Raw genomic sequence first — 25,126 nt, 5'->3', positions numbered from 1 at the left:
GAGCCGGCGTCGGGAGCCGATCCCGTAACCGTCCGGCCGGGCCGACCGTCCGACCGGGCCGACCGGGCCGATCGAATCGATCGGGCCGACCGAATCGAATTTGGGTACGGATACTCACGACCGGCCAATGATCCGCCAGGAGCATGGGGGCACCACGACTCCAGGGGGAACCAATGAACATCCGTGCCTTGTACCGTCTGACTTTCGCCAACCCCGCTTCGGTCGTCTACCTGGGAATCGTCGGCGCGTCCGTCGTGTTCGAGATCGCTGCCGCGCTGCTCTCGGACCCCGGAATCGTGGGGGTGTGGCCGTTCCTCCTCACCGCCCCCACCTCCCTGGTCACGGTGACGGTCGGTCAGGCCCTCTGGAACGACGTGGCACCGGGCTGGTTCCTGGTCGCCGGAGTCGTGTTCTCCGCCCTGCTCCAGTCGTTCGCCCTCGGGGCGGTCCTGGAGACCCTGCGCGCCCGTCGCCGGGTGGTCACCCGCCCGATCCGCGGCTGACCACGCGGTTCCTGCCCGGCCGGGCGCCCCGTGCCGCCGCTCCCGGGCGGGCCGCCGCGTCCCCGGGCGGGTCGCCGAGCCCCCTGATTCGTCGCGGGACTTCTGCGTTTGTCGCCGGTCCTCTGCGGATTCTTCCGCGATCTGTAACAGAGGCATCCCGCACGGGCGTTCGTATGTCTTGATGGGGGCAGGGCAGACAGGGCATCGACGGAGAACGGCAAAGGGGCGGGCAGACGTGGCGAAGCACAAGGGAAAGGGCTGGCACAGCCGACTCCTCGCGGCGGCGCTGGGGGTCACGGCGCTGGCCGCCGCCACCTCGGTGTGGACCGCGCAGGCCGACACCACCGGAGTCCGGTCCCCGCAGGCGGGCGCCTCGGCGTCGGACGGGCGGTCCCAGGAGCAGGTCAAGAAGGTGGCGGCGGACATCGCGCACGCCTCGGAGAGCGGCCCCCGGGGCGTCAACATCACCATCGACGACGGCCCGGACCCGAACTGGACGCCGCAGGTGCTGCAGCTCCTGAAGGACAACGACGTGAAGGCCACGTTCTGCATGGTGGGCACGCAGGCCCAGGCGTACCCGGACCTGGTCAAGAAGGTCGTGGCGGCCGGGCACCGGCTGTGCAACCACACGGTCTCGCACGACACCACCATGGACACCAAGTCCGAGGCGTACCAGGCCAAGCAGATCCTGGATGCCGAACGCATGATCATCAAGGCGTCCGGGGGCGTCCGGCCGCAGTACTACCGGGCCCCGGGCGGTGCCTTCACCCCGTACAGCCGGAAGCTCGCCGCGTCCCGGGGGATGCGACCGCTGGGCTGGAACGTCGACAGCAGGGACTTCGAGCGTCCCGGCGCGGACACCATGGTCGCCACCGTCAAGCGCGAGATCACCAGCGGGCCGACCGTCCTCTTCCACGACGCGGGCGGGGACCGTTCCCAGACCGTGGCCGCCCTGGGCGAGGTCCTGCCCTGGCTGAGGCAGGAGGGGTACTCCTTCGGCTTCCCCGTGCGGTGAGCCGCGCCCGCCCGCACGGACACCGCGCCCGTCCGCCCCGGCACCGGGCCCGCCCGCACGGACACCGCGCCCCGTCCCGGCCCAGGCACTCGTCCCCTCGGGAATGGAGTACGACGTGATGAAGCGCAGAACCAGAGGAATCCTCCTGGCGGGACTGGGCCTGGGCGCCGCCACCGGCGCGGGCCTGCTGCACAACCGCCGCCCCGACCGCAGGGAACACCTCCACGTCACGCTCTTCAGCGAGCCCGGCTACCTGGGTCGCAACCGGACGCTGACCTGGAACGGCGGCAAGCCCCTGGTCGTCCCGCTCGGCCGGACACGGCTGTCGCGCATCGGCTCGATCAGGCTGGAACGGTTCGTGTACCGCTTCCGGCCCGAGGTGCGGCCGCCGGACGGGGGCATCCTGCGGCGCGCCCTCGTCGAGCGCCTGGACCCCGACGACTCCGGGGACGGCGTGTACGGCTTCGTCGCCGTGCACCAGATCGCCGGCATGTTCTCGATGGGCCGGTGGGAGCAGGCCCGCGAGCCCCGGTCCGGAGTCCGGCTTTGGACCGACCGCCCCGGCACCCCACCGCTCATCCCCGGCACCGACGCCCACCCCTGGCACGACGTCATGGTCGACACCCCCGACCTCGGCCCCTGGAGCGCCCGCACCCGCTACCTCGAACTGGGCTACCACCGCGGACCCGTCCCCCGGGGCTGATCCGTCCCCCGTGACCGACACCCCCTCCGCGAGGCCGAAGAGGGGGAACGGTCCGGCACGAGGGCGCGGCGCACCGGACGGACCCGCCCTCCCCGGGGCAGGCTGGACCTCGAATCCCGAGGAAGGCCCGAACCCCCGAGGAAGGCCCGATGCAATGGATCCGGTGACGGACTCCCTGAACGAGGTCCACCGACGACTGAGCGGCCTGCGCGACGGACAGGTCGCCGACTACATCCCCCAGCTGGCGACGGCCGACCCGGACGACTTCGGCATCGCGCTGGTCAGCATGGCCGGACACACGTACCGGGCGGGGAGGACGGACACGCCGTTCACCGTCCAGTCGGTGTCCAAGCCCTTCGTCTACGCCCTCGCGCTGAGCGACCTCGGCCCCGCCGAGGTGCTGCGCCGCGTCGGCGCGGAGCCCAGCGGCAACCCCTTCAACGCCATCAGCCTGGAGCGGGACACCGGACGCCCCGCCAACCCGATGATCAACGCCGGAGCGATCGCCACCACCGCACTGGTCCGCGCCGACGGCCCGGCCGAACGCTTCCGGCGCATCCTCGCCTGCCTGTCGGCGTTCGCGGGCCGGCCCCTCGACGTCGACGAGGACGTCTACGCCAGCGAGGCCGCGACGGGCGACCGGAACCGTGCCCTGGCCTATCTGATGCACTCGGCCGGCTCGCTGCGGGCCGACCCCGAGGAGACCGCCGACACGTACTTCCGCCAGTGCTCCGTCCGCGTCACCGTCGTCGACCTGGCGGTGATGGCCGCGACCCTGGCCAACGGGGGCCGCAACCCGGTCACCGGCGTCCAGGCCGTCGCCGAACCCGACGCGGTCCGCGTCCTGGCCGTCATGGCCACCTGCGGCATGTACGACGGCGCGGGCGAGTGGCTCCTCGACGTCGGCCTGCCCGCCAAGAGCGGCGTCTCCGGCGGCCTCATCGCCGCCAGCCCCGCCCGCTTCGGCATCGCCGTCCACAGCCCGCCGCTGGACGGGTCCGGCAACCCGGTCCGCGCCGTGGCGGCCCTCGGCGAGATGTCCGAGCGCTTCGGCCTCCACATCATGCACGGCCCGGGACTGCGCGCCACGACCGTGACCGGCGCCGAGCGCTTCGAACGCGACGGCCGGGCCATCGGCGTGGTGACCGCCCAGGGCATCCTGGAATTCACGGAGTTCGAGGCACTGGTGCACGCCGTGGGGGAGGTCACGCCGTCCGCACCGGGCTGGATGGTCGTGGACCTGACCGCGGTCACCGGGGTGCTGCCCGGCCCGGCGGCCGGGCTGGCCGCAGTCCTGGACGACCTCGCCGACCGGGGCCACCGCGCCGCCGTCGCCGCCCAGGAGACCTTCATCGAAGCCGGCGAGGGCCGCCCCCGGACCTGGGAGATGTTCCGCACCCGTGAAGAAGCCCTGTCCTGGTGCACCCGGGCCTGACCCGCCGCCACCGCCCCGCGGCCACGGCAACCACTCGACTCCTGTCCGGTTCACCGCCCCCGACTTCTGTCCGGTTCCGCCCGGTTTGCCGACTCCTCGCCTTGCTGCCACGCAGCTTGCTGAGGCGTTCTCCCCGTCGCGGGGCGCCCCGGGCTGCCCCAGGGTGAGAGGTGTCCGGACGAGTGGGCCCGATGGCCGCCCGCTGCCGGATCCCGTCAACGAGGAGGAGCCCGCCATGTCGAACACCCTGAAGACCGCTTCCTGCGAGCCCACCCTGACCCCCCGGGAGCGCCAGGTCCTGACCCTGCTCGCAGGCGGTGAGACGTACTGGGGCATCGGCCGGAGGCTGGGCATCAGCCCGCACACCGTCGACACGCACCTGCGCCGGCTGCGCGACAAGACCGGTACGGCCAACCGCACCCAGCTCGTGGTCCTCGCCCTCCAGCGCGGTTACGTCTCCTGACTCGTTCCGGACCCTTCGGTTCGCCGGGTTCTGGGGGTATTCACGAAGGTATGGGCACCCCTCACCTAGCGGTCACGCATGTTGGTGAAGGGCCTGCTCCCGTACGTACGCCACCGTGCTGCGCCAGTGTTGTCCGCACAGCGCACACCGCACACCGCACACCGCACACGCACCAGATACCGCGCCAGGCCCGCTCGACGGGCGGGCCCGTCATGTCCCCGGGGGGAAAACATGCTGAAGCGTCTCGCTCTGCTCCTTGCCGCCGCCACCGCCACCGCACTGCTGGCCCTCCAGCCCACTCCCGCCGCGTACGCCGACGGTGAGCTCGAATGCGGCGGCATCGTCCTCCAGTCGACCGGTACGGGCGACCAGTCGACCGGTACGGGCGACCAGGCAGCCGGTACGGGCGACCAGGCGGACGACGGCGGCAAAATGAAGACGTGCGACACCTCCTGGGGCGGCTGACCGGGCAGGACCTAGCCGGTCGCCAGGGCGGTGAGCACGTACCGCGCACCCGGCGTCAGCTCCACCGACCAGGACCAACGGGCCGGGATGTACAGCACCTCCCCCGGACGCAACCGGAATCGGAAGCCTTCCGCGCCCCTCCCGACCCGGGCGCCGGACAGACGCCACGTCCCCGCCCCCTCGAACTGATGGACCACCCGGTGCGCGGCAGGATCGTCCGTCCCGCCGCTCCGGGCCACCACGGGGGTTCCGGGGCCGAGTTCGGCGGCGAGCCCTTCGAGCACCTGTGACCACTCCGGGCCGCTCAGGCCCGGATGCTCGTGCTCGGGCCACAGCACACCCGGTGCCCGGTCCAGATGGACCGACAGGAACAGCACCAACTCCCTGAGGAACCCGGACTCCTCCGGAAGGACCCCCGGGGGCGTGCCCGGTGGCGGCAGGGGGAGACGACGGGAGGAGCCCGGGGCACGGGGCCCGGCAGCCGCCGCCCCCGCCAGCGGCGTCATGGTCTCTTCGCCGTCCATGCCCCGTCCCTCGCTCCTCGTTCGCCACGCCGCCCGTTCAGGTGCCCGGCGCGGGGCCGTACGGCCGGCGTCGGCCCGCACGACCAGCATCGCGCCGAAGGGTGCCCCCCGGCCAGCCACGAGAACCCGCTCCCGGGAACACGCGACACCACCCCGCACGGCCGGTCGGCGACGGCGTCCCCGGCCGGTCTCACTCCGGGCGGCGCGGCTGTTCCCCGGGTCCGGTGCCCGCCGCCAGCAGCCCCTGAGCAGCCGCCTGGGCGCCCGCCTGGAAGCGGCTCGCGGCGCCCAACTCATCCATGATGTCGGCGATATGACGGCGTGCCGTACGCAGCGACATCCCGAGCCGGCGGGCGATGGCCTCGTCCTTGAGCCCGGCCGCGAGCAGCCGGACGATCGTCTCGTGGATCTCCCGGGACACCTCTTCGAGCCCCTGGCTGGCAGCGTCGGCGAACGGGGTGGCCCGGTCCCAGGCCTGCTCGAAGATCTCGCACAGATACGCGACCGTGGAGGGCTCCCGTATGACGACGGCGCCCCAGCTGTCGTCCCTGACCGGGATGAAGGCGACCTCGCGGTCGAACACGATGAGCCGGCCGAACAACTCGTGCGCGGTGCGGTACTCGCCGCCCAGCGCCGAGGCGGCGGCCACGTACGCCTGGCTGGGCCCGTTGAAGCGGGCCGTGTGGTGGTAGAGCGTACGCAGCCGGATCCCGCGCTCCAGCATCGCCCGGTCCCGTACGAGCGCCTCCCGCATCGCCTCCGGCACCCGTGCTCCGCCCCCCGGCTGGCTGGTCAGGACCTCCTTGCGGCAGCGGTCCGAGGCCCGGTTGAGCGTGTTGCGGACGTCCTGCACGTTCTCCAGGAGCTCCAACGCCTCGCCGTACGCGTGCCGTTGGTGGTACCGGGCGACGAACGGCCCGAGGTCCTCGCGCATCTCCGCGAGCCGTGCCTGCTGTTCCCGTATCCGCGCCTCGACGGGCGCCGCGAGTTGCGCCAGTGCCGTCTCGGGCGCCACCGCGAACACCGTCCGCGTCCCGCCGGAGCCGTCCTGCGCATGCAACAGCCGGGCCCGCAGCAGCCGTTCCAGGCTCGCCCCGGCCTCCCCCTCGGCGATCCCGACGCCCTCGGCGACGGCCTCCGCCCCGCCCGTACGGTGCTCCAGCACCCAGCCGTACACGGCCAGGTCGGTCTCCCCCAACCCCCGGGCCTCGTCGAACGGACCCGATTCCTCCCGCACCGTCACCCTCTGCCCCTTCGCCGCCGGACCCGGCAGATCATGCCGACCGCCGACGGATCGGATGCCCGGCCCAAGGATGGCAGAAGAGATCATCGGACAGGTAGACACACAGACGCACAGCCCCCGAGCGCGAGGCATCGGGGGCTGTGCGAGTAGAGGTCACGCCGCGTGCATGGCATCACGGGCGAGAGCGACCAGCGTCTGGGGGGTCAGGGCGTCCACCGCGCTGCGCTGGTGCTCGATCAGCGTCGCGGCGGCCTCGGTCAGTGCCCGGTCGTCGAGCGGGCGCCCCGGGATCTGCGCCCCGTCGGCGAGGACCGCCTGCAGCACGGCGTACAGGTTCGCGGTGCCCGCCTCGCGCACGGTCAGCGACAGGTGCGCGGAGGGCGCGTCCCCCACGGCTTCGGCGCGGTGCGCGAACCCCCGCGGCAGGTACAGCACTTCGCCCGGCCGGAGCACGGTCTCCAGGAGCACCTCGCCCGGATCGCCGTCCTCCCGGGCCGGCTCCCAGTTGCCGTCGCGCGGTCCGGCGTGGATGTACCAGCGCTTCTCGCCGCTGATCTGGACCGCGAGGACATCGGCGTCGTCGCGGTGCAGGGGACGGCCCTGGGTGCCGGCCGGGGTGCGGAAGAAGAACGCCTCCACCCGCCGGCCGAGCTGTTCGCCCAGCCCCGCGGTCAGCTCCCGTACGCCCCGGTGCCACTGGTCGACGTACCGGAGCAGCACGGTGGCCCGCTCCTCCTCGACCAGGCGCCGCACGAGCTCCGCGTCCGCGTAGTCCTCGACCAACTCGCCGAGCACCACCCGCGGCGTGCAGAACCGCTCGACGGGCACATGGCTGTCCGCGTGCACCAGGCCGATGTACGGAACCTTGAGCAGCCCCGCGTCCAGCAGCGCGTCCAGCTCGGCCGTGCCGACCACGTCCACCGGTGGGCTCCCGGGCCGCAGCACGACCGGGGCACGCCGCCAGGACGAGGCGAAGAACTCCTGCTTGTCGCCCACGCATCGGGCCAGCCAGTCCATCGTCGGTCTCACTCTCGCTCAGGCCGTGGGACGGCTGCTGTAGGCGTGCAGGCGGGCGCTGTGCACGAGGGATGGCGCATCGGCGGCGTCGAGCCGGTCGCGTACGTGGTCCAGCAGGGCGGCGGCCGTCGCCGTCAGGCTCTCGTCGTCGAGGGGGCGGGCGGGCAGGGACAGTCCCTCGGCGAGGAAGGACTGCAGCTCCGTCCGCAGGTGGCCGGCCCCGGCCTCGCGCAGCACGATCGTCAGGTGCAGCGAGGGGCCGTCCGCCGTGGCCTGGGCGGTATGGGCGTAGCCGTTCGGCACGTACAGCACCTCGCCGGGGCGGACGACGGTGTCCAGCAGCGGCTCACCCGGGTCGTCCTCCCGCACGGGCTGCCAGTTCCCGTCCGTCGGGCCCGCGTAGACCTTCCAGTGCTTGGTACCGCTCAGCTGCAGCACCAGGATGTCGCCGTCGTCGCGGTGCACGGCACCGAAGCGCCCGGGTTGCGAGTAGAAGAGGAACGCCTCGACGAGCCGGTCGAGTTCCCGTCCCAGCCCGGCGGTGAGCTCCCGCACCGGCGGATACCAGTGGTTGACGTAGCGCAGTTGCAAGGTGGCCTGCTCGTCCCGGATCAGGGCACGCACGCGCTCCGCGTCCAGCCAGCCCTCCAGGTACCGGCCGGCCACCACGCGCGGCGGGCAGTAGGCCGCCTCCGGCACCGCGCCCGCCATGGTGAACAGCCCGGCGTACGGCACCCTCAGGGTCCCCGAGTCCAGCAGCTCGTCCAGGTCCTCCAGGCCGAGAACATCGATCGGCGGATCGGCGGGCCGCAGCAGGACGGGCCCTTGGCGCCACTGCGTACGGAGGAAGCGGTCCGCGTCGGTCACACAGCGTTCGAGCCAGTCCACGGCTCACTCTCCTTGTTCCGGCCCGGCTGCGGGGCCGCCGCCCATGCGGTGGATGGCGGCCCCGTCAGCAGACTGTCGGGCAAGCGGGATCAGATGACGTCGGGGTAGCACTCGCCGCAGCCGGCCTGGACCGAGTGGCTGGTCGGCGCGGACTCGCCGGCGAAGGCGCTCGGCGCGAAGATCGCACCCCCGACGACCGCGGCCGCGGCCACACCCAGCGCCGCCTTGCGGGAGAAGCTCGTGCCGGTCTTGACGGGAGCGTCGGTGTTCTGCGAGAAGTCCATGTCATCTCCAGGTGATCCAGTGTCGCGGGGCGTTTCCCCTTGACTGATCTCAATCCTGTCCGCCCCGCCCCGTCACCGACAGTGACGATTTCCCGCTCCCGCGCCCCCGTGTCCCGCACTCCCGTGACCCCCGGCCCGGGAGACGTCGTCGCCCGGTGGGGCCGCCGGCCCGGAGGTGGCCCAGTCGGCCCGCCTGGAAGTGGCCCATGCGATGGGCCGACTGCGCACTACCGTGGGGCTGATGACAACGAGATCTGCATCGGTCGAATCGTCCGCGCCCGTGGCCCCGGCCGAGGCGCCGTTGCGCCAGTCCCGCAACTCCGCCGCCTTCTGGATCGCGGTCGGCCGATGCCGGGGGCACGAGGTGGTCCGGCGCCGTGGATTCGTCGCGGTCGACGGGGGCGAGCGGGCCGGCCTGCGGCTCCTGATCCAGGAGCCCGGCCTGGAACCGGGCGAACTGGCCGAGTTGAGCGAGCTGGTTCGCCGGGCCGCGGGCCCGGCGAACGTCGAGGACCCGTTCAGCACCACCGACCTGAGCCACCTGGGCATGCGCAGTTGGCAGATGCCGGTCATGCTGCGCCTGCCCGGTCCCGTGGACGAGCCGGCACCGGACGTGATCCGGGTACGACGGCCCGAGGACCTCCGGGCGGCCGAGCGGATCGTGATCGACAGCTTCGGGCTGACCGGATTCGAGCCCCACCGCCCCGGCGAACTGTTCCCGACGACGCTGATCGAGCAGCCGGGCGTGGACGTGTTCGTCGCCCTGCACGAAGGCGTGGCCGCGGGAGCCTGCGTCAGCGTCGTGGACGACGGCGTCGGCAGCCACTACTGGGTCGGTACTTCATCGGCTTTCCGGTCGCGCGGCGTGGGGAGAGCCGTCATGCTCGGCTCCCTCGCCCACCTGGCGGGCCTGCCGAACACGCTCACCGCCTCGAAGCTGGGCAGGCCGCTGTACGAGTCCCTGGGGTACACGGCCGCGGCAACCTCGACCTGGTGGGCCTCCGCCCGGTGACACCGCCCGGGCCGACGGCCCTCGTACGGAGTCCCGGCTCCTGGAGCCGTTCCCCGACAGCAGTCCGGGTTCCGCCGCAGCTCGACGACTGCTTGTTCGTCGAGTGCGGGGGCGGCGGGTTCCGTGTCGTCGATCCAGTCGGCTCCACTCCGCTCCACCGTGGTGTCGGCCTTCACCCGGAAAAGGGTTCCGAATTCCGCACTCGGCTAACCGGGCGGCAGCGGCTGCTCCGGCGCATCATTGAACAAATGATTGTACATGTCGCGAAGGTACGCTTGAAGTGCTTCTCTGTCTGGGAATTCGATATCGGTCAGTCGCTCGTATTCGGTCGGCCCGAAGGAGTCGTCTGAAATGATCTCCTCGAATCCCGTGCGGATCAAATCCACGTAGGAATCACTGAAGCTCAACAAAGTGGACTTCAGGTCTCCATTCGCCTCGTATCCTCGCTCGAGGTCCAGGTTCAATCTGATGAAATTTCTGAAATGTGCGTCCATTGAAATCTTCTCTGCGGATTCCGACCGGGGTCGAGTTGGCGGGCATGGTGTGCAGGCGGTACCGCCCGTCGGGGGACTCGGTGCACGGGTACGATGGTTCCATCTTCGAAGTCCACTGACTTGAACTCGTTCAGGTCGGCGAGGTTGCGGTGTTTGAGTCGTGCGCCGATCCGTCAGGAGCAGGGAGTGGCCCTTGGCTCGCGTGGTCCCGGCGTCGGATGCCCGGCCGACTTGACCCCGGTGGCCGGTGTTTTTACTGAAAGCAGTACCGAATCGGGATGGCGTCTTCCGGGCGTCTCCGTATTCCTTCATGAGTGCTGCGTTTCTTCGGTGATGCAGGAGGGGTTGTCCTCCGCTCTCCCGGGGGGAATTTCTCCCAGGTCGGCCTCTGTCGCCATGGGGGCGAGGCCATGCGCAATGGGAAGTGGCCGATCATTTTCGTGGTAGAGTTTCGATGAATTCACAGGACGCCGCGATTAAAAGGGGAATGGCGTGAACACCGAGAAGGTTACGGCTCGACGTCTTACGGCCGAGGAGATTTCAGGCTTGGGTCCCCAGGACGAAATCTTCGTCTCGGCGGGGACGGGCGACCTTCCTCTCGACTGCTATGCTCCGGCTTTTCTCACGGGGCCGGGCAAAAATTTCGAGGGAGGTTCCTTCGTCGCGAGGACGGTTTTCGGTGAGGAGATTCACGTCCTCCCGGACAATGCTGAAGAGGCCGGGATCTGGGTTGCCGACAAGGCGGGGGAGGAGATCGAGGTCCTCCAGAGTGCCGGCGTCCTCCTGAACCTCGCCCTCTTCGTGCCCGGCGGGAACAAGGAATCCCTGGAGGCGCTCTACTCTGCCGCGCGGGAAGCGTTCGGTGCGGGAGTCGTCCAGCGCTGGAGCGAGGAAGCCGTCGCGGTGCCGGACGTCAAGGTCGACCTGTACGAGGAGCCGGCCCGGGCGCGGAAGAACGCGAACAGCCAGAACCGCGATCGCCGCGCCCTGGACATCTACCCGACCCGAGTGCGGTTCCTGGAGCCCAGCGAGGGCTGGAAGTTCGTTGTCGAGCCGCACAAGGAGATCGTCGACGACACGCCGACGATCTGACCCGATGGCAGCCCGGAGACCACGCCGGATGCATGGGTCCGATCCCGCTGACGGATTCGAGAAGGGCTAGCAACCCGCTGGTCGAGCGGCTGTTGTCAGCAGTGCAGTCAGACGCCCGGCTGGAGTTTTCCAGCCGGGCGTTCTGCGTGGGCACGAGTTGGATTCCGCAGCGACAGCGTCCGGGCGTCGCGGCACCGAGGGCGATGGTCACGACGGTCACGGCGGAGACAGCGGAGACGGCAGCCCGGTCCACGACCACCGGGATGCCTCCGCGCCGGTTCCGCCCGACGGCCGAACGCGCATCGTCGTCCGGCAACCGGTCGTGATCTCCGCACCCGTACCCGTACCCGTACCCGTACCCGCACCCGCACTCGCGGCAGTTCGCGTACGCGTGGCTTCCTCCGCGTACGGGTGAACGCCGGGCGGTCCCGGTCCGGGACGGGACCGCCGCCGGTCGTCGTCGGCCCGGAGAAGCCGCGGCCAAGAGCGGGCGACGAGAACCGAACTCGCGCCCCGAGGCGCCTCATGCCCCCGGATGGTTCAGGGTGCGCACGAACTGCTCCGCGAGCTGCTCGGTGTCGATGTCGTCCGCGCTGCGCCCGGACAGGATGTGGAAGAAGGGCGGGCCGATCAGGAGCGCGGTCGCCTGTTCGAGCGAGAGGGCGGTGCCGCTCGACTTCCGCGCCGCCTCCACGACCTCCGCCGCGCTTTCCCCGAGGATGTCACGGGAAGCGAGCAACGCGGCGACGTCCGCGTCGTGCTGGGCTTCCCCCATGAGGGCTCGGTAGGCCGTGCCCGCGTGGGAGCGGGACAAGAAGGTGACGAGCGCGTCGAGATATGCCTTGAGGTCCTTGCGGGGATCGTCGCCGACGGCCACGGACAGTTCGTGCCGGGCGTCGATGGCGCTGGCCTCGTAGAGGACTTCCGCCTTGTTCGACCACCAGCGGTACACGGTCTGACGGCCCACGCCCGCCCGCTCGGCGATGCCCTTTATGGTCAGGGCCGCGTACCCGACTTCGACCAGGAGGTCGTCGACGGCGTGCAGCACGGCGGCGCGTGCGCTTTCGCTGCGGGGCCGTCCGCGGCCACTTCCATCCACCATGCCGCCACTCTATACGAGGCACGGTGTCTCGCATGTGTTACTTTTGCGGTGCACGGTGACTCGTAAATGAGTGTCCGGCCCTCGCCCGCCCGGTCCCGGGAAGGGCCTGCCGGGCGGTGTCCGGCCGTGCTCCGTGTACTGCAATCCCAGAAGGAATCGAGAATGGCTCCCATACCGGAGGGCGCCCTGCGCCCGGCGCGGCGGTCCGGCCCGGTGCTCGCCTGCGTGAGCGTGTGCACCGCCCTGGTCGTCGGGTTCGTTGCGGCGATCAACCTGGCAGTGCCGCAACTGGCCGCGAGTTCACTGGAACCGACCTCGTCGAACCTGCTGTGGATCGTCGACGCCTATGTCGTGATCTTCGCCTGCCTGGTCATCCCCGCCGGTGCGGCCGGCGACAAGCTCGGACGCAAGGGCGTCCTCATGGCGGGGCTCGGGATATTCGCGTTCGGCGCCGTCGTGTCGGCCATGGCGCCGAACGTGGCGGTCATGCTGATCGGGCGCGCCATCACGGGCCTCGGCGCCGCGTGCGTCCTGCCCAACTGCGTCGGCGTCCTCCTGCACGCCACCGCCCCCGAGCGGCGCCCTCACGCGCTGGCCGTCTGGGCGGCGGCCACCGGCATCGGCGGCGTCGTCGGCAACGTCGGAGGCGGCGCGGTGCTGAGCGCGGGCTCCTGGCGCACGTTGTTCGAGGCGGTCGCCCTCATCGCGGTCTGCTGCCTGGCGTGGGTGGCACGGTCCGCACCGCGCAGCGCCCGGCTCGATCGCACCCTCGACCTGCCCGGCACGCTGTTGTTCGTGGCGGCCTTCGTGGCACTGCTGATCGGAATCATCGAAGGGCCCGAACTGGGCTGGGGCAGCACGGTCGTCCTCGTCGCCTTCGCCTGCAGCATTCTGCTGAGCCTGTGCTGGGTGCGTGTCGAACTGCGCGTCCCCCATCCCATGCTCGACCCGCGGCTGTTTCGCAGCGTGGCGCTCAGCAGCGCGAGCCTCGGCATGACCATCACATTCTTCGGAAGCTTCGGGCTCTTCTACGTCAACGCCTCACTCCTGCAGTACGGGCGCGGCTTCTCCGTCCTGCAGGCAGGGCTCGGGGTCATCCCGCTGACCGTCCCGCTCCTGGTGGGCACCCGATACGTTCCCGGGCTCATCCGCCGCATCGGCGTCCCCGCGACACTTTCCGCGGCCTTCGCGCTCACCAGCGCCGGCCTGCTCGGCCTCTCGTACGCCTCGACCATGGCCTACCCCGTGTACGCGGCCGGTCTGTTCGTCATCGGGCTCGGCATCATGCTGGCCGCGCCCTGCCTGACCGCTCAGATCGCTTCGGCCCTGCCGGTGGAGAGGGCGGGCATCACCGGAGGTCTGCAGTCCGCGACCCGCGAACTGGGCAGCGCTCTGGGGGTGGCCGTCGTCGGCACCATCCTCACCGCCGGGTTCACCCACCACCTGCCCGCCGACCTGAGCCGACACGCACCGCTCCCGCGCACGGTGCAGGAAGCGCTCACGCTGGCCCCGGCCGACCGCACCGCCGTCACCGAAGCGTTCACCCACGGCGCCAACACCGCACTGCGTGCCGCGGCCCTCGTCGTGCTCCTGGCCGGAACCCTGGTCGTCGTCGGCACCCGCCGCGCCCACCGGACCGCCCCGCGACAGCCGGGCCCCACGCCACCCGCCCCGGCACCGGCCTCGTGACCGGGACACGCCCGTGCGTGCATTTGTCGCCGCACCTCTCGGCCTCGTCCGGAGTCGGCCCGCCCCGGAGGGCGATGTCCCTCCGGCCATCGGCCCGGATCCCAACCCGCAGGGACGCGCCTTCCTGCGGTCGCCGAGGAGGCCGTCACCGCCGAGGCGATCGCTGAGGCGACCGGCAGCAGCCCGGCCTGTCGGCTGCTCCGCCTCCGTCGCCCCACAGGACGCCGAAGCCCGTTCTCGGCATCGGCGGCAGTTTCTTCGCCTCCACCACGACCGCGACCAGCAGCCTCTCCTGGGAGCCCACCGGGCACCCTCTCGCGCCCACCCGCATTCCCCGTCGAGGACGGCCTCGAAATCGGCTGCCACCTCTGATCAAGCTCCCTCCGGACAACAGAAAGGCCCGGGTCGATGACCTGGGCCTCCATCGTGGAGCGGGTGACGAGAGTCGAACTCGCGCTCCGAGCTCGGGAATCACCCAGGACTATGACCAGAGGATGGCCTCTGACCTGGGAAATTGTCGCTACCGGAGCTCGGCGGCCCCTCCCGGTGAGCACCGGTGTCGACCGCTGCTCACCGTCCCGGGCCGGGACAGTGGCGTGCTTGGCGTGGGAGCAGGTGCAGGGCGGTTCGACTCAGCAGTCCTTCCCGGCGTGCCGGAGATGGCCCCGCAGGGCCGTCCCGAAGACCAGCCCGCCGAAGACGAAGAAGCCGTCGACGACGCGCATCGACCACATCGTGTACGTGGAGGGGTGCGGTTCTCCGTACACGTCTTGGATGGTCATGCCGCTCAGGCCGTTGGTGAGGACGCCGGTGGAGCGCAGGATGTCGTCGGCGACGCCGATGCCACCGCGGGCGACGAGGGCGATGGTGGCGGTCCAGGCCATGGTGAGGAACATCCAGCGGGGGAGCAGGAGCCGTGGGGCGGGAACCTTGCCCAATTCGTGGGCGACCCAGGCGCCGACGAAGCAGAGCACGGCCACCACCAGGTCGTAGGCGAGCATGCCGCCGGTAAGCCCGGCCTTCGCCTGGGCGCCGTCCCCGAGTCCGAGGCTGCCGCCGAGGGCCCAGTAGAAGTGGAAGACGCCGAAGAGGACGGACCACGCGGTGGCGGCCCTTGCGGCGGCCTGACCGAGAGGGGCGGCGGCCGGCCGGGCGGTTGCGGGGGGTGCCTGAGCGGTCATGGCATGAGCATGTGCCAAGCGGCATGGGCAGGGCTTCACCCGGTGGTACCCATTGGGGCGCCGCGGCCTCCGCCGCGCGGGGGAGGCCGACTGATCGCGGTGATGACGGCGAGTGCGGAGGGGGCGGTGATGCCCGGCAGACACGGAGCCCGGTTCGGACTGTGCCGGCGGCCCCGGAGCGCAGCCCGCCGAACCGGTCGGGCTCTGCCGGGCTCGGGGCGATCGGTACGACAAGTGTCCGGCTTGTTGGTCTGTCCTCTGCGGCACGGGCCGGACAACGCCGGACCTTCCGACGCCGGGTCCGAAGCAGGCCGAGACCCGGCCGCTCCAGGGCCGCAACGCCCTCGTCACCGGCGGCGCCACCGGCATCGGCGCCGAGATCGGGCGGGCGCTCGCCGCGGCCCGGAGCGACCGTCGCGGTCAACCACCTCGGCCAGGACCCCGACGCCCACGCCCTGCTCTCCGCCTTCGAACACGCAGGCAGCCCCGGGACCGTGGTCAACGCCGACCTGACCGATCCGGGCTCCGTCCAGACCATGGCCGACCTCGTCCGCGCCGAGATCGGACCCGTCGGCATCCTGGTGAACAACGCCGGTTCCTACCCCCGCGTCGCCTGGCAGGACACCGACGAGACCGCCTGGAACCACTCCCTCGACGTGAACCTCACCGCCCACTACCGCACCTGCCATGTGCTCACTCCCGGCATGACCGAACGCCGCTGGGGCCGGATCGTGAACATCGGCAGCGTCAACGCCCGCGCCGGCCGGACGAACCTTGTCGCGTACAGCACCGCGAAGGCCGGGCTGCTGGGCCTGACCCGCTCCCTCGCCCGCGAACCGGGCCCGTACGGGATCTGCGTCAACACGGTCATGCCCGGCGCCATCCAGGTAGAGGCCGAGAACGCCCTCCCCGCCCGGCACCGTGCGCGGCCGGAGGACCAGATCAAGCGCCAGTGCGTCCCGCGCCGTGGCCGGCCCGAGGATGTCGCGGCCCTGGTGGCGTTTCTCGTGGGCCCCTCCGCCTCGTTCATCACGGGGCAGTCCGTCCACGTCGACGGCGGCTGGCTGCTGCACTGAAGACCGTCAACAAGCAAGGAGACGAACCGAAATGATCGAACGAGTCCGCGCCGTCCTCGTCACCCCCGACGACACGATGCTGGTCATCCGCCGCACTAGACCCGGCACCCCCGTGTACTGGGTCCTGCCCGGCGGTGGCGTTGAACCCGGCGACGAGTCCCGGGAGGCCGCCCTCCACCGGGAGATCCACGAGGAGATCGCGGGGAAGGCCGACATCATCCGCCTCCTCCACACGATGGAGTCCGACGACGAGCGCCAGCTCTTCTACCTCGCCCGCATCGCGACCTGGTCCTTCGAGGATCGCACCGGTCCCGAGTTCAGCGCCGAGGGCCGTGGCGAGTACGCGTTGGAGGAGATCCCGCTGACCGTGGAGGGAATCGACGGCATCGGCCTCAAGCCCGAGGAGATCGCCCACGTCCTGCGGGGAGCCATCGGTGCCGGAGGCCTCGGAGGCGGGACATCGCTCTGAGTCCCCTATGGGCCAGGGGTGGAGTGCTCGCCCCGGAGTGCTGAAGTTCGCCGTTGACGAGGGGCAGAAGGGCCCTTGTGGCACGCGAATGGCACGCGCCACGAAAATGGTCTAGACAACAAAGAAGCCCCGGGTCGTTGACCTGGGGCTTTTTCATGGAGCGGGTGACGAGAATCGAACTCGCGCTCTGAGCTTGGGAATCAACGGTTCCTGGGCTGCTGCAGGGGCTCTGGCCTGCGATTTCCAATTGGTCAGGTCGGCGGCTCTCAGCCTCTGGGAGCCGTATCTGACCGCTGTTGTCCCCTCTGCTGGGCACGGGTAGGGCACGAGAGCCGGCAGTGCGACGCGCGATCCGGGCGGGCCGGCTGGTCAGAGAGGGATGACGCGAACCTGGCTGCCGCAGAGCTTGGTCATGTCATCGCTGTCGGACGTCAGCAGGGCGACGGGCTTCGGCTGGCGGAGCGCGACCTCGGCGACCGTGGCGTCGATGGCGTACTTGTGCCCGTGCAGTCCGGCTCCCTTGAGGAGCTCAGCCGCCGCTTTCGCCGCCTGCTCGGTGACCGGCTCCACCTTGACGCGGGACAGAGCCCAGTTCAGGCGAGGCATGTTAGTGCGGGAGTGGGTGACTTCCACGATGGTGTTGGCCCCGATCACCAGATCGGCTCCCATGTCGTGGAAGACCTGAAGCATCGCGAGGAGCTTGCGGTCCTGGGCGATCCAGGCGGAGAGCCCTTCCGAATCCAGGACAACGGTTTCGATGCGCTCGCTCACGCGGCGTCCGCGCCCTCGGAGGTGCCGGCGGAACCGAAGATCTTCCCTCGTGCCTCGGCGAGCTCCTCATCGCTGAAGGGGCCGTGGTCCTCCTCGTGACGGCGGAGGTCGTCGCCCAGGAGCTGGTGCCGGATCTGGCGGGCCACGGCTTCCGCCACGTAGCCGGAGACGTTGTCCGTGAGCTTGCGGAGCTCTGCCACCTGGTCGCTGGGCAGCGTGACGGTGATGCGTGTCGTTGAGGACATACGCCGAGCATACTGGAGTATGCGCGAGGAGGCTTGGGCTTGCGGCACCGGTCGTTACGGTCAAGGTCCGGCGACTGGAGGGCGCGGCTGCCGGCGCCGGGAATGCCGGCCCGCGGGCAATCCGTGTATCTGTCAGAAGGGCGGTTCGAGATCGCCGCGGCCGTCGCTGTGTGGCCCCCGGTCCCACGGCTCCTCCATGAAAGGCTCAGAGGCCGGGACCTCGTGGCCCCATGCTTTGAGGGCCTTCCGGGCAACACACCGGTTGGGCCCGTTGCCGCTGGTGTCCAGGATGACGCGCGCGTGCACGGCGAGGTGATCGCGGTGCACGGCGAGCGCGGGGTGCTCGGCGAGGATGAGCGCGGCGACAGCGGCGGCTTCGCGCACGTCCTCGTGGCTGTCTCGGAGGAAGGACGAGACCGCCTGGTAGAGCATCGGGCGCAGGTCCCGGAAGGACGCCACGATGGTGCCGGGGGCCAGGAAGCCAGGGAAGTACTGCTCCGTGCGGCCCACAATCTCGTCGGAGGCGTCGTAAGCCGTGGAAGCCAACCAGTTCAACAGCTCCGCGCGCATAGGGACGTTGCGATAGGGCCGTGGGGTCGAAGCCGCCGGGTGGGTGAGAATGCCGGCGACATACATGGCGGCGGGGGCAGTGGCTTCGTAGATCGTGTTCTGGTGGCCGACCATCTCACCTAGCTCTGACAGAGCGTTGACCTGGACCCTGGGGTCGGGCGTCAGTAGTCGTGCGAGGACCTGGGGGACGTCCTCACCGTTCCCAAAAGGCGTCTCGAGCGAACCCCAATCAGTCTCCGACAGGACTACCTGGTACGGCGGCAAGCCGGGCTCGCGGGGTTCGTCGGCGTGGGAGCGGCTGTGGTTCACAGGCGAAACCTAGACCAGACGTCGGATGCAATTCTCATGGTCTACGGCGGTGCGGACGGACCTCTTGGACCAGGAAGGGGCTGAACTTTGTTGGAGCGGCATCAATCTGAACAATCCCGCCGTCTGCGCCGGGCGGGCCGCGGAGCTGACCACGGGCAGGCGTGCTGAAGGGGCCGCCAGGGCGGAAGCGCATATGCGGTTCGTCGTTCTGTCGGCCTTTCTCGCCTGGAGCGGCAGCGCAAGGTTGCGGCCGGCCTCGATCAACTCGTGCAGGCCCGGCGTGAAGCCGTGGACGGCCAGGCATCTGGCACGGACAAGGCACGCGATACCTGCAACGATCCAGGCAACAAAGAAGCCCCCGGCCGCTGGCCTGGGGCTTTTCATGGAGCGGGTGACGAGAATCGAACTCGCGCTCTGAGCTTGGGAATCACCCGGCACTTGGGCCCGAAAATAGCTTCTGACCTGCGGGAACGCTAGCCCGGCGCCGCTTCTTCGCCGTCTCTTCGGCTCCCTTGTTGTCCGCTGCTGACCGCCTCTACTGGCACGTTGTGGCACGGCGGCGGATCAGCCGCGCCACTCGACCAGGACGAGAGTGGCGTCGTCCGAGGTGGCTTCGCCGCGGGCTCGCCTGAGCGTGTGGGACAGGTCCCGTGCCACCGCGCGGACGCCTCGGTCCGTCTTCTCCAGTTGGTTCACCCAGTCGATCAGCTGGTCCTCGCCGAACTGCTCCTGCCCGCTCTCGTGTTCCTCGACCAGGCCGTCGGTGAAGCAGAGGATCCGGTCCCCGGGCGCGAGCGTCACCTCGCTGACCTGTGGTTGTGCTCCGCCGAAGCCGACGGGGAGGGTGGTGGGGCTGTCCAGGCGGCCCATGACACGGTGCTTCCGGATCAGGACGGGGGCGGGGTGTCCCGCGTTGACCCACTGGAGACGGCCGGTGGTCGTGTCCAGCCGCAGCATCTGCGCGGTGACGAAGTGGTCGGGGGCGAACTGCTCGGCCACCGCCCGGTCCATGAAGAGGTAGATCTCGGACAGCTCGACGCTGATGCGGCGGGCGTGCCGGTACGCGCCGATGGCCACGGTCGCCATGGTCGCCGCGTCCAGGCCATGACCCATGGCGTCGATCATGGCGAGGTGGAGGGTGCCGCCGTTCAGGGCGTAGTCGAAGCTGTCGCCGGCCACGTCATAGGCGGGCTCCAGGACTCCGGCGACGGCGACGCGCGGCATGGTCATGGTCAGCGGCGGCAGGAGCGACCACTGGATCTCCGCGGCGACGTTCATCGGCTCGCTGCGGCGGGTGCGGAAGAAGAGGTCGGTGTAGCCGTTCTTGGTCTGCAGGAGTTCGCCGACCAGGCCCGCGATCCGGCGAAGGATGCGGCGGACGTCGTCGTCGACCGTGTCCAGGGTGACGGCCAGCACCCCGGTCTGGTCGCCGCCGTCGAGCAGCGGTGCGTGGACGCGTACTCCGTCGGTCATCGCCAGCTCGACCGGGAGCGACGTGAGGAAACACCTGCCGGCATCCGAGCCGTCGATGGACAGCGGCTCGCCGCCCGTCAGCCCTTCGGAGAGCAGGGGAACGAGCCTCTGCTGCTGATAGTCCTGGAGCAGGATCTGCGGATTCCTGCCGCTCAGCCGGCCCACCGTCTCGGCGACGACCAGCCCGACCCGGTGAGGTGGCAGCTCGTGTGCCCGGTCCAGGATCGTTCCCAGGATCGCCTCGCCGAAGCTCTCCGAGCGATCGGGTTCTCCGAGCGGTCCGACGGTCATCCCGTTGCCTCCAACCGAGCGGCGATGACCTCGCCCGGTCCTGCCGTACGGGGCGGGTGGGGTGCCGCGACCGCGCCGCGGCCGGGTACCGGAACGGCCCGCGCCAGAGACGTGGCCTCCAGGATGCTTCTCGGCGGCAGGTCACGCCACCCGGCCACCCGGCCACCGGGCGGGGGGCACCGGCCGCATGCGGCCGACCCGCCGGGTCCGGAGGCGAACCCGCTCAGTCGCCCTCTTCCTCCTCCTCCGCTTCCATGAGGCGGATGCCCTGGTGGGTGAGCGAGACCATCGCGGGTGTGTTTCCCGGCTCCCAGTCGACGGTGACCAGTCCCTCGCCCGCGAGGTAGGAGCAGGCGGCGGCGAGGTCCTGCTCCGGGATGCGCAGGTCGTGGTTGAGCGCGGCTCCGGTGATGCCGAGCAGACGGTTGCCTTCGGCGGCCGTGTAGAGGGCCTGGAGGATCTGCCGACGGTACCGCTGCCGCTCGTGGAGTGTCGCCATGGCCGCGTGGTCCTGTCGTCGTGCGGTGGTCGTTCGTGGCCGGTCAGGGTTCCTCGGGGTGGGGGCCGGGGCCGGTGGGCTGTCTGCTGGTGGCGAGCCAGGTGCGGGCGGGTCCGGCGGCGGTCTCGGTGTCGACGGTGAGGTGGAGCCGTGTGCCGCCGCCCGGCACGGGGTAGCTGCGCTGCTCCGATCCGGCGAAGCACCGGCGGATCACTTCGGCGACCGCGCGGGCGGCCTCGGGGGTGGCGGAGACGATACGGATCTCGGCGTGTTCCCCCTGCGGCAGGGGCTCGTTCTCGGTGGGGTCCAAGACGGCGTGCTCCGTTCGGGACAAAGGCGAGAGGCCGGCGGGTGGGTTGTCCCGGGTGTCGGGTGCCCCACCCGCGGCCTTCGGTCGGAGGAGTGGTCTGAGGTCAGGCAGGTCAGGGCCAGGTGCCCGTAGGCCGACGATCGGCGATTCGCTCGGGCGGCCTGGGGTTGCCGTGGCCGGGGGAGGGGTAGGGGTCGCTGAAGTGGTGGGCCGCTATGCGTGCGTCGTGCTGGGCGTTGAGCCGGTGGATCAGGCGTGTGCCGAGCGCGATCAGAAGTGCGGCTGCCACGAGCGTGATCACGGTCTCCACGTCCTCACCCCCCGGTGCGTCCCGGCAGCGGGATCATCCGCGCGCCGACGACCGGGTGCGCCACTGGGTGGGGCTGGGGCGCCGGGGCGGCCCCGCCGTCGGTCTCCCAGGCGTCTTCGCTGCTCCGTGCCTCCCGCATACGGCGGCCGATCGCGGCCTCGCCGGACATCAGCGCGCTCGCGGTGAGGATGCTGCCGGGGAGTGCAGCGGCGGTCATCAGCCGGGCCGCGGAGGCGGGTTCGGTCTCGGGAGGTATCACGAGCAGGTCGCAGCGACCGGTCGTGTAGGACAACAGGATGACCTTGTCCGGGTCCTGCTCGGTGAACCAGCCCACGTGCAGTACATGGCCGGTGACGGCGACCTTGTGCGGGACGACGGGCCAGTGGCCTGGGTTCACCAGGACGCGGGTGATGCGGCCCCAGCGTCCTTCGAGGGCGTCGGCCAGTGCCGGCAGCTCGGCTGCCAGGTCGCGGGAACGGGGCCACCAAGCGCCGTCGAGCTGACCGGCGAGGGTGGTCTTCGGGGTGAGCGACAAGCGGGCCGGAAGTCCTGGGGTGAGGGCGCGGTTCGCAGTCCTGTCGAGGGTGGTGGTCATGGCGGACCTGCCCCCGGGCTGCCCGCGGGCAGCCCGGCTTTTTGTGTTCCCCGGAAATGACACCTGCGTGGAAGCTGGTGCTCGAAGTACTTCCGGTATTTCCAGGGTACGTCTGATCAGCCCGTTTTCGGCCTGATACGGGGATGTGCTTCCGATTCGTGCGGACGAGTGTGCGGCGACGGGCGGACCTGCGGGAGCCGGGGTTACCGTGAGATGACGGCACAGTCGCCCCGTCGGCGGCCTGCCGTGGCTCCCGGCCGCAGCCGTGGCGGGCCGCGGTACCTCACCCGTAGACGAGCGGATCCACCATGACCGACTCCGACATCCCGCCCCCGTTGCTCCTGCCGGACGAGATCCACCAGGCGGTGCGGCCCGGTACGGCGCTGCTCCGGCTGGAGACGACGCACTCCCGGCAGGGTGTCCTCGACGGGGCGTGGTGGCCGCGCACCCGCGACGTGGAGCAAGAGGTTCCCGCGCTGGTGTCCGCGCTGGCCGAGCACCTCGGCCCCATCACCCGGGTCGGCCTGGACGCCGCCGCGTGGGACGGGATTCCGACCCGGCTGGTCATCGACGACCGGGTCGTCCACCTCGACTCGTTCCCCGTCGGCGACGACACCGTCCTGATCACCCGTGGCGACAAGGACCACTTCGCGCTGATGGTGGTGCCGCCGGACACGAAGCCCGATGCCGCCCGCGCGGTCATGGCCCGCGCGGTCCACGCCGACAACATCACGCAGGCCACCGAGCTCCTCGTCGCCATGCTTCTCCCACCGGGGACCGAACAGGGAGGAGCGGCATGATTCAGACGGCGGACATCCGCGAGTGGCGCAACCAGGCCGTGGTGGACCCCGGCGGCCACAAGTTCGGCGAACTGGAATCCGTCTACGTCGACACCAGCGCCGACGAACCGGCCATGGCCACGGTCCGCGTCGGCCTGCCCACCCGGCACCGCCTGGTGTTCGTCCCCCTGGAAGGGGCGACGGTGGGGCCGGGGTACGTGCGGGTCGCCCACGACAGGAGACTGGTGAAGCGGAGCCCCTCCACCGGCACGGACGGTGTCCCGCCCTTCGAGGACGAGGAAGCCGTCTTCCGCCGCTACGGCCTCGACTACGAACCCGGTGCGAACGGCGAACGCCAACTCGCCCGACGCTGAGCACTCGACTGCTGGGGAGGCGGTCCCCATGGCACTCTTCCTCGCCCTGATCATCGTCGCGATCGTCCTGGGCCTCATCGGCGCCGTCGCCGACGGACTCCTCTTCCTGCTCTTCATCGGTATCGCGGTACTCGTGGCAGACCTCCTCTACATGGCCCTGCGCACCCGCCGCTCCGCCCGCCACCGCCCGCTCCGGTGACTCGGGGCCGGTCTCCGCATCATGCTGCGTATCGTCGACACCCGTACCGGCCGCCCCGTGGGGATTCCCTCCGTACGCCGCCATCTGCTGAGCATCTGCGTCCACCTGCCGGTCAGCGACGCCGGGATCGGTATGACGGACCTGCGGGCGCTCCTGGGCGGTGACGTACTGGCGCGTACGGGAGAGCTGCACGGTCTGCAGTCCCGCACCCTTCTCACCACGCCGGACCTGCCTCATGAGCAAGCCCAGGTGCTTGATCGCGCCATGTCCGCTCTTGGCGTCCACCGCCGGCCACCGGCGGTGTTCACCATCCGAACGGAACGCTCCGCGCCGCTGTCGACGTACACGTCCACGCGTACGGGGCCGCCGCACAGGACGCGCTGGGCGGGGTCCGTGTCGACGTGGGCCAGGTCGGCCCGACATCCCCGGAACGGGACGTTCCGGACCGTGCCCGCCTCTTGGCCTCGGGGCCCCTGGACGCCGTCGTCCCGGAGGGGACCGATCCGCTGGCCGTGAGGATGCTGATGCTCGGCCACGCCTACCGGTACTGCGCTCGAAGAGGCCCTGCGGACGCTGGCGGCGGCTGGTGGCCGACTGGGCACAGGCGCCGTCCAGGCCGATCCCCGCCGATGTGCTGCGGTACGCCCATGACGTGCTGGCCGATGATCTCGGCGTCCCCGCCGTCCTGAAGACGCTTGACACCGTGGTGACGCGTGCCGACGTCCCGGCCGGTGCCAAGTTCGAGACGTTCGCCTTCCTCGACCGCGTCCTCGGACTGGACCTCGCGCGCGAAGTGGGTCACCGGCACCGGGCGGCGACATGACGTAGGGCCACGCGGGCCTCATGGCGGCGGTCGTCACAACGGCCCCAGCGCATTCACTCCGCCGAGGCCGCCCTTCCGGATCGTCACACGTGAGCGTGCTCGATCCATGTTCCATTGTACGACCGCGGGCCGGACAGGTCGGGAGGGAAGGCGGGCCATCGGGCGGTCCGGTTCAGCCGCGTCCTTCTTCGGCCTCCATACGGCGGATTCCTTGGTGGGTGAGGGAGGCCGTCGCGGGTGTGCTGCCCGGTTTCCGGTCGATGGTGATCAGGCCCTCGCCGGCCAGGCAGGTGCAGGCGGCGGCCGGGTCTTCCTCCGGGACGCGCAGGTCGTTCCGCGGCTTCCGCCCCGGGGCTCCGAGGCGGCGGTTGCCTTCGACGGCTTCGTACAGACGCGGAGAGCCTGCATTCGACAGGACTTGCGTTCGCGCAGGTATGTCGGTGCCACCGCCGACCCGACAGCCCGATCCTGAACCCTCAGCGGCCGAGGTATCGCTCGATGGCCGCGGCGACGGCCTCGGGGGACTCCTCCGGTGCGTAGTGTCCCGTGTCCGGGAGCACCTCCAGCTGAGCATTCGGATACCACCAGGTGTGGAGCAGGAGGGCTCGCTCGGAGCCGGTGCCCCTGACGTCGTGCGGAATGACCTGTCGTGTCACAACATCCCCTGCTCATCAGGTGGTCGTGTGCTGCCGACGGTCACCGGCAGCCAAGTCTTGATCAGGTCGACCGCGAAGCGAGGCACACGGGTGACACCCGTTCCGATGTGGCGGCGTCGGAGGCGGCCATCCCTTCAAATGGGGAAGGCGTCGCGGACGGCGGTGAGGGGTTCGCGGGCGGTTGAAGCGGAGCTTGTCGGTGAGGAGGACGGCCCACCGGTCTTGGGCTGGGGGTCTTCGCCTCCATGCCAGAGGAACCGGCCGAGC

At 70.7% G+C, this 25,126-nt stretch carries 33 protein-coding genes; 16 read left to right on the top strand and 17 right to left on the bottom strand.

The genetic code is table 11. The annotated features are described in order from the left end of the window. Window positions 1-188: 188 nt before the first annotated feature. The 6 genes from ABZZ04_RS10315 (at window position 189) to ABZZ04_RS10290 (ending at window position 4,584) form a co-directional block, all read left to right on the top strand. Window positions 189-503 carry a hypothetical protein gene (locus tag ABZZ04_RS10315; protein WP_356931753.1) on the top strand — a complete coding sequence of 105 codons (315 nt, stop codon included), beginning with the start codon at window positions 189-191 and terminating at the stop codon, window positions 501-503. A 235-nt stretch (window positions 504-738) separates the two neighbouring features. Continuing rightward, complete coding sequence (locus ABZZ04_RS10310; RefSeq protein WP_356931752.1) at window positions 739-1,518, top strand: polysaccharide deacetylase family protein; 780 nt, start codon at window positions 739-741, stop codon at window positions 1,516-1,518. A 118-nt stretch (window positions 1,519-1,636) separates the two neighbouring features. Further along, window positions 1,637-2,221 carry a hypothetical protein gene (locus ABZZ04_RS10305; RefSeq protein WP_356931751.1) on the top strand — a complete coding sequence of 195 codons (585 nt, stop codon included), beginning with the start codon at window positions 1,637-1,639 and terminating at the stop codon, window positions 2,219-2,221. 154 nt (window positions 2,222-2,375) lie between these two features. Further along, a complete protein-coding gene (gene glsA / locus ABZZ04_RS10300) occupies window positions 2,376-3,656 on the top strand; it encodes a glutaminase A (RefSeq protein WP_356931750.1) in 1,281 nt (426 codons plus the stop codon). A 235-nt stretch (window positions 3,657-3,891) separates the two neighbouring features. Further along, window positions 3,892-4,119, top strand: a complete 228-nt coding sequence (locus tag ABZZ04_RS10295) for a helix-turn-helix transcriptional regulator (RefSeq protein WP_356931749.1) — start codon at window positions 3,892-3,894, stop codon at window positions 4,117-4,119. A 231-nt stretch (window positions 4,120-4,350) separates the two neighbouring features. Continuing rightward, window positions 4,351-4,584 (top strand): hypothetical protein, encoded by a 234-nt coding sequence (locus tag ABZZ04_RS10290; protein ID WP_356931748.1) that lies wholly within the window; start codon window positions 4,351-4,353, stop codon window positions 4,582-4,584. Window positions 4,585-4,595: 11 nt separating this feature from the next. On the opposite strand, the gene ABZZ04_RS10285 is transcribed toward ABZZ04_RS10290, so the two are convergent. The 5 genes from ABZZ04_RS10285 to ABZZ04_RS10265 all read right to left on the bottom strand — a co-directional run bounded on the left by ABZZ04_RS10285 (window position 4,596) and on the right by ABZZ04_RS10265 (window position 8,540). Beyond that, window positions 4,596-5,108, bottom strand: a complete 513-nt coding sequence (locus tag ABZZ04_RS10285; protein WP_356931747.1) for a hypothetical protein — start codon at window positions 5,106-5,108, stop codon at window positions 4,596-4,598. A 190-nt stretch (window positions 5,109-5,298) separates the two neighbouring features. Beyond that, on the bottom strand, window positions 5,299-6,351 hold the full coding sequence (locus ABZZ04_RS10280; protein ID WP_356931746.1) for a helix-turn-helix transcriptional regulator: 1,053 nt from the start codon (window positions 6,349-6,351) through the stop codon (window positions 5,299-5,301). A gap of 153 nt (window positions 6,352-6,504) precedes the next feature. Beyond that, a complete protein-coding gene (locus tag ABZZ04_RS10275; RefSeq protein WP_356931745.1) occupies window positions 6,505-7,368 on the bottom strand; it encodes a cupin domain-containing protein in 864 nt (287 codons plus the stop codon). Window positions 7,369-7,386: 18 nt separating this feature from the next. Further along, window positions 7,387-8,256: a cupin domain-containing protein gene (locus ABZZ04_RS10270; protein ID WP_356931744.1), complete on the bottom strand. Its 870-nt coding sequence runs from the start codon at window positions 8,254-8,256 to the stop codon at window positions 7,387-7,389. Between the two features lie 89 nt (window positions 8,257-8,345). After that, entirely contained in the window at window positions 8,346-8,540 is a 195-nt protein-coding gene (locus tag ABZZ04_RS10265; protein ID WP_356931743.1) for a hypothetical protein, read from the bottom strand. Window positions 8,541-8,781: 241 nt separating this feature from the next. Between ABZZ04_RS10265 and ABZZ04_RS10260 the strand changes: the two genes are divergently transcribed. Further along, window positions 8,782-9,552, top strand: a complete 771-nt coding sequence (locus tag ABZZ04_RS10260; protein ID WP_356931742.1) for a GNAT family N-acetyltransferase — start codon at window positions 8,782-8,784, stop codon at window positions 9,550-9,552. Window positions 9,553-9,758: 206 nt separating this feature from the next. Here the strand turns inward: ABZZ04_RS10260 and ABZZ04_RS10255 are convergent, their stop codons facing one another. Beyond that, window positions 9,759-10,046 carry a hypothetical protein gene (locus ABZZ04_RS10255; RefSeq protein WP_356931741.1) on the bottom strand — a complete coding sequence of 96 codons (288 nt, stop codon included), beginning with the start codon at window positions 10,044-10,046 and terminating at the stop codon, window positions 9,759-9,761. 492 nt (window positions 10,047-10,538) lie between these two features. On the opposite strand from ABZZ04_RS10255, the gene ABZZ04_RS10250 reads away from it, so the two are divergent. Next, complete coding sequence (locus ABZZ04_RS10250; protein ID WP_356931740.1) at window positions 10,539-11,138, top strand: hypothetical protein; 600 nt, start codon at window positions 10,539-10,541, stop codon at window positions 11,136-11,138. 523 nt (window positions 11,139-11,661) lie between these two features. On the opposite strand, the gene ABZZ04_RS10245 is transcribed toward ABZZ04_RS10250, so the two are convergent. Further along, the gene (locus tag ABZZ04_RS10245) at window positions 11,662-12,240 is read right to left on the bottom strand and encodes a TetR/AcrR family transcriptional regulator (RefSeq protein ID WP_356931739.1); all 579 of its coding nucleotides are present in this window, start codon (window positions 12,238-12,240) and stop codon (window positions 11,662-11,664) included. Between the two features lie 162 nt (window positions 12,241-12,402). Between ABZZ04_RS10245 and ABZZ04_RS10240 the strand changes: the two genes are divergently transcribed. Then, window positions 12,403-13,929 (top strand): MFS transporter, encoded by a 1,527-nt coding sequence (locus tag ABZZ04_RS10240; protein WP_356931738.1) that lies wholly within the window; start codon window positions 12,403-12,405, stop codon window positions 13,927-13,929. 632 nt (window positions 13,930-14,561) lie between these two features. On the opposite strand, the gene ABZZ04_RS10235 is transcribed toward ABZZ04_RS10240, so the two are convergent. Continuing rightward, window positions 14,562-15,110, bottom strand: coding sequence for a DUF3995 domain-containing protein (locus ABZZ04_RS10235; protein ID WP_356931737.1), 549 nt, complete (start codon window positions 15,108-15,110; stop codon window positions 14,562-14,564). A gap of 23 nt (window positions 15,111-15,133) precedes the next feature. Here ABZZ04_RS10235 and ABZZ04_RS10230 point away from each other — a divergent pair, with 23 nt between their 5' ends. Together ABZZ04_RS10230 and ABZZ04_RS10225 are read left to right on the top strand one after the other, a co-directional pair. Continuing rightward, on the top strand, window positions 15,134-16,186 hold the full coding sequence (locus tag ABZZ04_RS10230; protein ID WP_356931736.1) for an SDR family oxidoreductase: 1,053 nt from the start codon (window positions 15,134-15,136) through the stop codon (window positions 16,184-16,186). 31 nt (window positions 16,187-16,217) lie between these two features. After that, window positions 16,218-16,655, top strand: coding sequence for an NUDIX domain-containing protein (locus ABZZ04_RS10225; RefSeq protein ID WP_356931735.1), 438 nt, complete (start codon window positions 16,218-16,220; stop codon window positions 16,653-16,655). A gap of 369 nt (window positions 16,656-17,024) precedes the next feature. Here ABZZ04_RS10225 and ABZZ04_RS10220 read toward each other — a convergent pair whose 3' ends face one another. From ABZZ04_RS10220 to ABZZ04_RS10210, 3 genes are all read right to left on the bottom strand, one after another. After that, window positions 17,025-17,426, bottom strand: a complete 402-nt coding sequence (locus ABZZ04_RS10220) for a DNA-binding protein (protein WP_356931734.1) — start codon at window positions 17,424-17,426, stop codon at window positions 17,025-17,027. After that, window positions 17,423-17,671 (bottom strand): type II toxin-antitoxin system CcdA family antitoxin, encoded by a 249-nt coding sequence (locus tag ABZZ04_RS10215; RefSeq protein WP_356931733.1) that lies wholly within the window; start codon window positions 17,669-17,671, stop codon window positions 17,423-17,425. The genes ABZZ04_RS10220 and ABZZ04_RS10215 overlap by 4 nt, the downstream gene beginning before the upstream one ends. A gap of 132 nt (window positions 17,672-17,803) precedes the next feature. Beyond that, window positions 17,804-18,550, bottom strand: coding sequence for a hypothetical protein (locus tag ABZZ04_RS10210; RefSeq protein WP_356931732.1), 747 nt, complete (start codon window positions 18,548-18,550; stop codon window positions 17,804-17,806). Window positions 18,551-18,614: 64 nt separating this feature from the next. Between ABZZ04_RS10210 and ABZZ04_RS10205 the strand changes: the two genes are divergently transcribed. Continuing rightward, on the top strand, window positions 18,615-18,968 hold the full coding sequence (locus ABZZ04_RS10205; RefSeq protein ID WP_356931731.1) for a hypothetical protein: 354 nt from the start codon (window positions 18,615-18,617) through the stop codon (window positions 18,966-18,968). A 146-nt stretch (window positions 18,969-19,114) separates the two neighbouring features. Here ABZZ04_RS10205 and ABZZ04_RS10200 read toward each other — a convergent pair whose 3' ends face one another. The 5 genes from ABZZ04_RS10200 to ABZZ04_RS10180 all read right to left on the bottom strand — a co-directional run bounded on the left by ABZZ04_RS10200 (window position 19,115) and on the right by ABZZ04_RS10180 (window position 22,028). Next, window positions 19,115-20,314 carry a PP2C family protein-serine/threonine phosphatase gene (locus ABZZ04_RS10200; RefSeq protein ID WP_356931730.1) on the bottom strand — a complete coding sequence of 400 codons (1,200 nt, stop codon included), beginning with the start codon at window positions 20,312-20,314 and terminating at the stop codon, window positions 19,115-19,117. 223 nt (window positions 20,315-20,537) lie between these two features. Next, a complete protein-coding gene (locus ABZZ04_RS10195) occupies window positions 20,538-20,813 on the bottom strand; it encodes a hypothetical protein (RefSeq protein WP_356931729.1) in 276 nt (91 codons plus the stop codon). 43 nt (window positions 20,814-20,856) lie between these two features. Next, window positions 20,857-21,123 carry a hypothetical protein gene (locus ABZZ04_RS10190; RefSeq protein ID WP_356931728.1) on the bottom strand — a complete coding sequence of 89 codons (267 nt, stop codon included), beginning with the start codon at window positions 21,121-21,123 and terminating at the stop codon, window positions 20,857-20,859. Window positions 21,124-21,235: 112 nt separating this feature from the next. After that, entirely contained in the window at window positions 21,236-21,433 is a 198-nt protein-coding gene (locus ABZZ04_RS10185) for a hypothetical protein (protein ID WP_356931727.1), read from the bottom strand. Window positions 21,434-21,437: 4 nt separating this feature from the next. Continuing rightward, on the bottom strand, window positions 21,438-22,028 hold the full coding sequence (locus ABZZ04_RS10180) for a DUF5994 family protein (protein WP_356931726.1): 591 nt from the start codon (window positions 22,026-22,028) through the stop codon (window positions 21,438-21,440). 308 nt (window positions 22,029-22,336) lie between these two features. Between ABZZ04_RS10180 and ABZZ04_RS10175 the strand changes: the two genes are divergently transcribed. The 4 genes from ABZZ04_RS10175 to ABZZ04_RS10160 all read left to right on the top strand — a co-directional run bounded on the left by ABZZ04_RS10175 (window position 22,337) and on the right by ABZZ04_RS10160 (window position 24,203). Then, window positions 22,337-22,828: a DUF5994 family protein gene (locus tag ABZZ04_RS10175; RefSeq protein ID WP_356931725.1), complete on the top strand. Its 492-nt coding sequence runs from the start codon at window positions 22,337-22,339 to the stop codon at window positions 22,826-22,828. Further along, window positions 22,825-23,181 carry a PRC-barrel domain-containing protein gene (locus ABZZ04_RS10170; protein ID WP_356931724.1) on the top strand — a complete coding sequence of 119 codons (357 nt, stop codon included), beginning with the start codon at window positions 22,825-22,827 and terminating at the stop codon, window positions 23,179-23,181. The genes ABZZ04_RS10175 and ABZZ04_RS10170 overlap by 4 nt, the downstream gene beginning before the upstream one ends. A gap of 28 nt (window positions 23,182-23,209) precedes the next feature. After that, the gene (locus ABZZ04_RS10165; RefSeq protein WP_356931723.1) at window positions 23,210-23,380 is read left to right on the top strand and encodes a hypothetical protein; all 171 of its coding nucleotides are present in this window, start codon (window positions 23,210-23,212) and stop codon (window positions 23,378-23,380) included. Window positions 23,381-23,966: 586 nt separating this feature from the next. After that, window positions 23,967-24,203, top strand: a complete 237-nt coding sequence (locus ABZZ04_RS10160; protein WP_356931722.1) for a hypothetical protein — start codon at window positions 23,967-23,969, stop codon at window positions 24,201-24,203. Window positions 24,204-24,679: 476 nt separating this feature from the next. Here ABZZ04_RS10160 and ABZZ04_RS10155 read toward each other — a convergent pair whose 3' ends face one another. Further along, window positions 24,680-24,859, bottom strand: a complete 180-nt coding sequence (locus ABZZ04_RS10155; RefSeq protein ID WP_356931721.1) for a hypothetical protein — start codon at window positions 24,857-24,859, stop codon at window positions 24,680-24,682. Between the last annotated feature and the right edge of the window lie 267 nt (window positions 24,860-25,126).

It is taken from the genome of Streptomyces sp. NPDC006435, from assembly GCF_040612315.1.
Lineage (GTDB): Bacteria > Actinomycetota > Actinomycetes > Streptomycetales > Streptomycetaceae > Streptomyces.
The sequence above is the reverse complement of the archived record's forward strand: the minus strand, read 5'-3'. Positions and strand labels throughout refer to the sequence as shown.

Coding starts and splice junctions, on each gene's coding strand:
- ABZZ04_RS10305 (WP_356931751.1), top strand. CDS start 1,637: ATGAAGCGCAGAACCAGAGGAATCCTCCTGGCGGGACTGGGCCTGGGC.
- glsA (WP_356931750.1), top strand. CDS start 2,376: ATGGATCCGGTGACGGACTCCCTGAACGAGGTCCACCGACGACTGAGC.
- ABZZ04_RS10295 (WP_356931749.1), top strand. CDS start 3,892: ATGTCGAACACCCTGAAGACCGCTTCCTGCGAGCCCACCCTGACCCCC.
- ABZZ04_RS10290 (WP_356931748.1), top strand. CDS start 4,351: ATGCTGAAGCGTCTCGCTCTGCTCCTTGCCGCCGCCACCGCCACCGCA.
- ABZZ04_RS10285 (WP_356931747.1), bottom strand. CDS start 5,108: ATGGACGGCGAAGAGACCATGACGCCGCTGGCGGGGGCGGCGGCTGCC.
- ABZZ04_RS10275 (WP_356931745.1), bottom strand. CDS start 7,368: ATGGACTGGCTGGCCCGATGCGTGGGCGACAAGCAGGAGTTCTTCGCC.
- ABZZ04_RS10265 (WP_356931743.1), bottom strand. CDS start 8,540: ATGGACTTCTCGCAGAACACCGACGCTCCCGTCAAGACCGGCACGAGC.
- ABZZ04_RS10260 (WP_356931742.1), top strand. CDS start 8,782: ATGACAACGAGATCTGCATCGGTCGAATCGTCCGCGCCCGTGGCCCCG.
- ABZZ04_RS10255 (WP_356931741.1), bottom strand. CDS start 10,046: ATGGACGCACATTTCAGAAATTTCATCAGATTGAACCTGGACCTCGAG.
- ABZZ04_RS10245 (WP_356931739.1), bottom strand. CDS start 12,240: ATGGTGGATGGAAGTGGCCGCGGACGGCCCCGCAGCGAAAGCGCACGC.
- ABZZ04_RS10240 (WP_356931738.1), top strand. CDS start 12,403: ATGGCTCCCATACCGGAGGGCGCCCTGCGCCCGGCGCGGCGGTCCGGC.
- ABZZ04_RS10235 (WP_356931737.1), bottom strand. CDS start 15,110: ATGACCGCTCAGGCACCCCCCGCAACCGCCCGGCCGGCCGCCGCCCCT.
- ABZZ04_RS10230 (WP_356931736.1), top strand. CDS start 15,134: ATGGGCAGGGCTTCACCCGGTGGTACCCATTGGGGCGCCGCGGCCTCC.
- ABZZ04_RS10225 (WP_356931735.1), top strand. CDS start 16,218: ATGATCGAACGAGTCCGCGCCGTCCTCGTCACCCCCGACGACACGATG.
- ABZZ04_RS10215 (WP_356931733.1), bottom strand. CDS start 17,671: ATGTCCTCAACGACACGCATCACCGTCACGCTGCCCAGCGACCAGGTG.
- ABZZ04_RS10200 (WP_356931730.1), bottom strand. CDS start 20,314: ATGACCGTCGGACCGCTCGGAGAACCCGATCGCTCGGAGAGCTTCGGC.
- ABZZ04_RS10195 (WP_356931729.1), bottom strand. CDS start 20,813: ATGGCGACACTCCACGAGCGGCAGCGGTACCGTCGGCAGATCCTCCAG.
- ABZZ04_RS10180 (WP_356931726.1), bottom strand. CDS start 22,028: ATGACCACCACCCTCGACAGGACTGCGAACCGCGCCCTCACCCCAGGA.
- ABZZ04_RS10175 (WP_356931725.1), top strand. CDS start 22,337: ATGACCGACTCCGACATCCCGCCCCCGTTGCTCCTGCCGGACGAGATC.
- ABZZ04_RS10170 (WP_356931724.1), top strand. CDS start 22,825: ATGATTCAGACGGCGGACATCCGCGAGTGGCGCAACCAGGCCGTGGTG.
- ABZZ04_RS10165 (WP_356931723.1), top strand. CDS start 23,210: ATGGCACTCTTCCTCGCCCTGATCATCGTCGCGATCGTCCTGGGCCTC.